Here is a 6,569-nt window from a genome sequence, read left to right as displayed (position 1 = left end):
GGAAAAAATATTGCTTTTAGCATGGATGGAAAAGGAAGAGCAACAGATAATATATTTGTAGAGCGTTTGTGGAGGTCAGTCAAGTATGAAGATGTATATCTGAAAGATTATCAAAACGGACTTGAGGTTTATCAAGGACTTACCAGATATTTTGAGTTTTATAATAAAAACCGTCCACATCAGTCTTTAGAATACAAGACCCCATCGGAGGCATATGGTATAATAATTTATTAGGTGAAAATGAAAAAAGTAAGATAAAATAATAGGAGCAAAACCAACATGGTCATTGAAACTCCAAGCTACGTAAAATTTGAATTAAATTGTGGAAGAAGATGATTAATGTTGTATCGAACAAACCTTAAAAAGGTAAAGTTTCTTACTTAATTTTGCAAAAAACTGTCTAAACAACCGAAGCCACCACAGTGATCAGGATTTTGAAGAATAGAAAATGTTTTTCCATCTTGTCTGACCAGCTTTCCTAGTCCCACTAATAAGTTATGCTGAAAATTTCCTGTTAGTTTATCTCCATTACTGTAAACAATCAATCCTCGACCATTTAATCTTCCCCCACGAAATTCGCCGGAGTAGGTGGTAAAGAAGAGAGTTTGAGTTTTTTCGTTTATCATTTCGTAGGTAAGCTTACCGATTCCTTCGGGAAGACCTGCTTTTAAAGGTCCTATATATTTGATGCCATTAGAGAGTAGTTTCCTGCTTTTTATTTCTTCTCCTTGCTTTAGGATGTCTTCAGGAGGCTTCAACGGTAATAATGGAGGCAGGGGAGTAGGCTCATTGCCTGCATTTTGGCTTGGATGGGAAGAAGCCTGAGACGAAAGTTGAGCAGCAGGTGGGTGAAGAGGCTCAGCAATGCCCCAAAAAAAAGTAGTCGTGTCTTTTGTTCTTGTGGGTAAAAAAGTGATATTCTTATCAACCGATTGATTGTTTGTAAAGATTTTATAATCACAATTAATTAAACTCATAAAAACCAGTTATATTTTCTTATTATATTGAAAATAATAGGTGAAGAATTGTTAATTTTCAAGCAGATTATGAGAGGTAACTCATTTTTAAATAAGTTAGAATTTTGCTGAAAGCCAAAAAGAATTATGTTACCCTTTGTTGATTTTAACTTCTAAATACTAGTTTTATGGAATCCTTAATCTACAATCGACATCATCCTTTTCTGGCCACAATCAAAGAACGTTATAATTTAACTCGAGAAGAATCTATAAAAAATACTCAACATGTGGTTTTAGATATTAAAGGATCAGGCTTGACCTATAAAGTGGGCGATAGCCTAGGTATTTTTCCTATCAATCCTCAAGATATAGTTAATAAAACACTTCTTGCTATGCGTGCCCAAGGTTCGGAATTGATAATTAGCAAGCATACAGGAAAGAGTATGTCACTGCGCGATTTTTTAACCACAAAAGCTAATGTGACCGACTTAAGCAAAAAGTTTTTGTCAATAATTGCTCAAGGGCAACCTAATCAGAAAAAAAGAGAAACGTTAGAAGCTGTTCTGGCAGAAGGCGCTCAAGAAAAGTTTAAAGCTTACTTACAGTCCCATGAGCTGTGGGATATCTTAGAAGAGAACCACGAAGTAGTTTTTTCTTTGCAAGAGCTATGCAATATGCTTATGCCCTTGCTACCTCGTCTATATTCTATTTCTTCTTCAATGTCGGCAGTAGGAGAAGAAGTGCATCTTACTGTAGGGGTATTAAAATATCATACCAATGGATATCAGCGGGTAGGGGTGTGCACGCATTATTTATGCGAAACAGTCCCTCTTCACCAGCCTGTTGTACCCATCTATATTCAACCTCATCATGGTTTTACACTTCCTTCTCACTCTGATACGCCTATTATTATGATTGGCCCTGGCACTGGCGTAGCCCCCTTCCGTGCATTCATGCAAGAAAGGATGGCGAAGGAGGCCCAAGGTAAAAACTGGCTTTTCTTTGGGGAGTGCAATCGCGCGACTGATTTTTATTATGCAGATTATTGGACAAGCTTAGAGCGGCAAGGTAAGCTCCGCTTAGATGTCGCTTTTTCACGTGATCAGCAGGAAAAAATTTATGTCCAACACCGTATGCTAATGCAAGGCGCTGACCTTTATCGCTGGATTAATGAAGGTGCTTACATTTATGTTTGTGGAGATGCTGCGCGTATGGCAAAAGATGTAGAATCTGCCTTGCATGAAATTATTCAAGTTCATGGTAAGAAAAGCGAAGCGGAAGCAAAAGCACTCGTTAAGCATTTGCGTAACGAAAAACGTTATCTTCGGGATATTTATTAACATTCTTATAAACTGCCCTCTACAGATCTTTAAAGAGGCTTAAGAAGTAGATTTAAGCCTTAGCTTATTTGAAAGTAGAAGGAAGGCACTCACGGAGATAAAGGTGTAGGCTGACAGGTGGTCACTATTGCAAAGCATTGGACCCCTTCGCCACAACCGAAGTCTGTCAAGCCTTCGCCTGAAGTTGCTGTTATTCCTACTTGGGACACCTCGATTTGCATTACGCGTGCAATGTTTTCCCTCATCGCTTGAATGCGATCTTTAAATTTAGGCTTCTTACCTTCTAGGGTGATAGACACATGCGTAACTTTCTGGGCCCCTAATGTCTTTATAGCTTCAAGAAGGTAAACTTCACTATCGGTAATTCCATCTTTTAAGCAAAGCTCATCGGCAATATTTCCTAAAATTAAGACTCCTGAGAGCGAGCTTATAGCATTACAAATGGCATGAAAAACAATATCACCATCAGAATTAGCATTAAATCCAGGGGTATGTTCAAAGATTAGCCCCGCAATAATACAGGGTTTTGAGGTTTCAACCGGTAAAAAACGATGGCTATCTTGACCTATACCTGTTCTTACTATCATTTCTACCTCTTAATCGTTAATAGATGTGGCGTTATTTTAGAAATCTGAGAATTTGAATGAAACATTTTTTTGCTTTTTCTTAAATTAGAAAGGTAAGTTGAGCTCTTGGCTGGTTGCTATTTACAAAAGATCAAGTAAGAAAAGGCAGATGAATGTTTAGAAATAGAAAAAGCAGTAAGTAAGGCTACAGTTAACATTCTATAAGCTCTCTGAAAAAATTATGTCTCTACTTATTAGGTAATAGGATTAAAGATAAGTATTTAAAGCTAATATAGATTTATTAAAAATAAAAAGTTCAAAATAAAAATATTTTTTAGTAAAATGACTACTCTTAAAGAAGGATCATAAAATGGCATCTCTAAATCTTCACCGTCCCCACCGATTCCAGCTTAAACACCCCTTTATCAATGAAGGGAACCAAAAAAGTGAAAAAGCAGGGTTTTATTGGAAAATCAAGCATTTAGCCCTTGTAGCTTTAGCTAGTTTATGTAGCCTGGCTACTTTGGCAGGAGTAATAAATTTATTTTCTAGAACTTCATTTTCTATGCTTTCTAAGTATACATTTATACTTTCGGTCAGCGCTTTAGGAGTTTTTCTTAGTGGAAATATGTTAAATTCGATGGCTTCTAGGCTTCCTCAATCTTTAGTTTCTTTGGCCAATTATATTTATTCTATTGTTTGTGAATTTTTTTCTTTAATGGCTTTAAATTTTTTACGATTTGTAAATTTAGAAAAACGAGATCCTCAAAAAGGAAATGGGCAACAACCTATTTTACTTATCCATGGACTTTATAGTAATAGTGGCTCATGGGCATATTATCGTTACCGCTTTTCTAATGAAAAATTAGGGCCTGTTTTTACGGTGCATCTAGGAAAGCCCTTCGACTCTATTGAAACTCATGCCGAAAAAGTTCGAAATAAAGTGCTAGAAATTCAAAAAGTGACAGGCAGAAATGATATTACACTTATAGGCCATTCAATGGGGGGGATAGTAGCCTGTGTCGCTGCTTCTAAATTGGCTGAATGTAATTTGCTAGTAACAGATATTATTACATTAGGCTCTCCATTAAAAGGAGCTTTCTTGGCGGCTTGGGGGATAGGGAAGGCTGTGAAAGAAATGCATCCGCAAAGCGCTTTTTTAGCCAACCTTAGTAAGAGAATTTTAAATTTGCCCTCTACAACTCATTTTTTCCATATAGCTAGTAAAACAGATTTATTAGTTCCTCTTTCCAGTGCTTTATTTAATGACACTACTTATACCAAGCGATTAACACTTTCAAATGTAGGCCATTTATCCCTTTTATTTTCAGACTCGTTGATTGAAGAAGTGATAAATTATTACAAAATTCGACAAAATAAAGTGTAAAAATAGGTGCTTTATTTTATTTATCCAAAAAAATTAACTTTAATTCAGATTCTTATTGTATTTAAAAGTTTTTTTTGTTAATAAGATAATCAAAAAAACTACGAATAATCGAGCTTTTTTTCGAGCATTTAACAATAAATTAATTTTTACGTATGGTTGCATTAAAAACATGGAAATATTGAAAATTAAGGGCGGAACCCCTTTAAAAGGTCATGTAAAAGCAGCAGGTGCAAAAAATGCGATGACTAAACTGCTGGTAGCCTCTCTTCTCTCAGATAAAAAATGTCGCTTTTATAATGTTCCTAACATTGGGGATGTGGCTGTTACAGTAGATTTATGTAAAGAAATAGGCATGGATGTGCAGTGGGACCGGGCGAATGGGGTCATGGAAGTGATTACTAAAGAACTTAAAACTTCTTATATCCCTCAAAGGTTCTCTGGAGCCAATCGAATTCCTATTTTGATGATTGGAGCGCTATTGGGACGTACTGAAGAAGATATTATTGTTCCAACGGTTGGGGGATGTAATATTGGAATGCGCTTGGTAGATTTTCATATTGCTGCTCTAGAGAAATTAGGAGCTGTTATTGAATATAGAGGAATGAAGCGCGAAGGAGCTTATTTTGCTCATGCTCACAATGGCCTGAAAGGTACGCTAGTACATTTGCCTTTTCCGTCGGTAGGAGCTACAGAAAATACCATCTTAGCAGCCGTCACAGCTCGGGGCTTAACCACTATAAAAAATGCAGCCATTGAACCAGAAATTGTGGAATTAATTCTTTTTTTGCAAAAACTCGGTGCCATTATTACATTAGATGTAGATCGTACGATACATATCCAAGGCACACGACGATTTTATGAAGTGGAACATACCGTGATCCCTGATCGTATTGAAGCAGCTTCTTGGGGAATAGCAGCTATAAGTTCCAAAGGACGTGTTTTTGTGGAAGGCGCTCAGCATCAAAATATGATTACTCTTTTAAATAAGCTTAGAGAGGTAGGAGGAGGCTTTGAAATTAAGAGTAATGGAATTGAATTTTACTATGACGGACCCCTTCAAGGCGGACTCCACCTAGAGACAGACGTGCATCCCGGCTTCATGACAGATTGGCAGCAGCCTTTCGTTGTTTTGCTTACACAGGCGACAGGATCATCAGTGGTGCATGAAACTGTGTATGAAAATCGTTTTGGCTATACGGAGGTGTTGAAGGAAATGGGAGCTGATATTACGCTTTTTAGGCAATGTTTGGGTGGTAAAGAATGCCGCTTTGCTTCCCAAAGTTTTTGCCATAGTATTATAGTTAAAGGTAATACTCCTCTTGTTGCTAAGGATATTTCTGTTCCTGATTTAAGAGCAGGTTTTGCTTATGTAATGGCTGCAATCTTAGCTAAAGGAACTAGTGTAATTTCGGGATTGCATTTCTTAGACAGAGGCTATGGAGAGCTTTTTCAAAAGCTTGGTTCTTTAGGGGTAGATGTGACGCGTACGACGGAAAAGGAAAAAACTTTACAACCCGTGTCAAAAGGGGAGGAGGTAGCTGTTTTAGCCAAACCTATCAAAGAATTAAAAAAGAAAAAATTACCTGTTTTACAGACTATCTAAATTTTTAAAGAAAGATAGCTTAGTCGATAGATATAAGCTAATTTAATGAAAATTTTTCCTTAATAATGAATAGATCCCTTTCTTTTCCAGGGAAATTGCATGAAGATTTAAGTTGACAAAGCAAGGGGTATAATTATCATTCTTTTCCTTAAAAAGGAGGAATGAATGAATACTCATAAACCCAATAGTGTTTTTGCTGTATTTAAGGATCTGGAAGATCCAAGGAAGCAAAGAAACCAAATCTATAGTTTGTTTGATATTGTTACAATTAGCATTTTGGCAGTTTTATGCGGTGCAGATGATTGGGCAACAATCCATTTATGGGCATCTTGCAATTTACCCTGGCTACAAGAGCATGGAATTTGCTTAGCAGGCGTGCCATCGCATGATACTTTAGGAAGATTTTTCCGCTATGTATCTGCCTCGAATTTTGAAAGATGTTTTGTACAATGGACCCAAAATATTGCTGGAGCCATTAAAGGAGTGATTGCTATAGATGGCAAAACATTAAGAGGCTCGTATGATGCAGCTCGTGAAGGAAAAGCTATTCACATGGTTAGTGCCTTTGCAGCAGAGAATAAGCTAATACTTGGCCAGCTTGCTACGGACACAAAATCAAACGAAATAACTGCCATTCCCTTGTTATTGAATATGCTTGATATCAAAGGAGCTACCGTTACCATAGATGCAGCTGGATGTCAAAAAGAGATAGCCAAA

Annotated in this window: 7 protein-coding genes; 5 read left to right on the top strand and 2 right to left on the bottom strand. The window is 36.9% G+C overall.

What is annotated here, in order from left to right:
* The coding region (locus DB42_RS00285) for an integrase core domain-containing protein (RefSeq protein ID WP_155117343.1) at nucleotides 1-234 on the top strand (234 nt) is incomplete at its 5' end.
* 146 nt (nucleotides 235-380) lie between these two features.
* On the opposite strand, the gene DB42_RS00280 is transcribed toward DB42_RS00285, so the two are convergent.
* On the bottom strand, nucleotides 381-977 hold the full coding sequence (locus tag DB42_RS00280; protein WP_044881226.1) for a hypothetical protein: 597 nt from the start codon (nucleotides 975-977) through the stop codon (nucleotides 381-383).
* A 167-nt stretch (nucleotides 978-1,144) separates the two neighbouring features.
* Here DB42_RS00280 and DB42_RS00275 point away from each other — a divergent pair, with 167 nt between their 5' ends.
* Nucleotides 1,145-2,296: a sulfite reductase flavoprotein subunit alpha gene (locus DB42_RS00275; RefSeq protein WP_044881225.1), complete on the top strand. Its 1,152-nt coding sequence runs from the start codon at nucleotides 1,145-1,147 to the stop codon at nucleotides 2,294-2,296.
* Between the two features lie 89 nt (nucleotides 2,297-2,385).
* On the opposite strand, the gene ispF is transcribed toward DB42_RS00275, so the two are convergent.
* Nucleotides 2,386-2,883 carry a 2-C-methyl-D-erythritol 2,4-cyclodiphosphate synthase gene (gene ispF / locus DB42_RS00270; RefSeq protein WP_042239949.1) on the bottom strand — a complete coding sequence of 166 codons (498 nt, stop codon included), beginning with the start codon at nucleotides 2,881-2,883 and terminating at the stop codon, nucleotides 2,386-2,388.
* 349 nt (nucleotides 2,884-3,232) lie between these two features.
* Between ispF and DB42_RS00265 the strand changes: the two genes are divergently transcribed.
* From DB42_RS00265 to DB42_RS00255, 3 genes are all read left to right on the top strand, one after another.
* On the top strand, nucleotides 3,233-4,249 hold the full coding sequence (locus tag DB42_RS00265) for a triacylglycerol lipase (protein ID WP_044881224.1): 1,017 nt from the start codon (nucleotides 3,233-3,235) through the stop codon (nucleotides 4,247-4,249).
* A gap of 169 nt (nucleotides 4,250-4,418) precedes the next feature.
* On the top strand, nucleotides 4,419-5,852 hold the full coding sequence (gene murA, locus DB42_RS00260) for a UDP-N-acetylglucosamine 1-carboxyvinyltransferase (RefSeq protein ID WP_080502639.1): 1,434 nt from the start codon (nucleotides 4,419-4,421) through the stop codon (nucleotides 5,850-5,852).
* A 165-nt stretch (nucleotides 5,853-6,017) separates the two neighbouring features.
* A partial coding sequence (locus DB42_RS00255) for an ISAs1 family transposase (RefSeq protein ID WP_044881223.1) occupies nucleotides 6,018-6,569 on the top strand: 552 nt, incomplete at its 3' end.

Source organism: Neochlamydia sp. EPS4, assembly GCF_000813665.1.
In the GTDB taxonomy this organism is placed as follows: Bacteria; Chlamydiota; Chlamydiia; order Chlamydiales; family Parachlamydiaceae; genus Neochlamydia.
The sequence above is the reverse complement of the archived record's forward strand: the minus strand, read 5'-3'. Positions and strand labels throughout refer to the sequence as shown.

Excerpts from the sequence above, each read along its gene's own strand:
- DB42_RS00275 (WP_044881225.1), top strand. The coding sequence starts at position 1,145 with ATGGAATCCTTAATCTACAATCGACATCATCCTTTTCTGGCCACAATC.
- murA (WP_080502639.1), top strand. The coding sequence starts at position 4,419 with ATGGAAATATTGAAAATTAAGGGCGGAACCCCTTTAAAAGGTCATGTA.
- ispF (WP_042239949.1), bottom strand. The coding sequence starts at position 2,883 with ATGATAGTAAGAACAGGTATAGGTCAAGATAGCCATCGTTTTTTACCG.
- DB42_RS00280 (WP_044881226.1), bottom strand. The coding sequence starts at position 977 with ATGAGTTTAATTAATTGTGATTATAAAATCTTTACAAACAATCAATCG.
- DB42_RS00265 (WP_044881224.1), top strand. The coding sequence starts at position 3,233 with ATGGCATCTCTAAATCTTCACCGTCCCCACCGATTCCAGCTTAAACAC.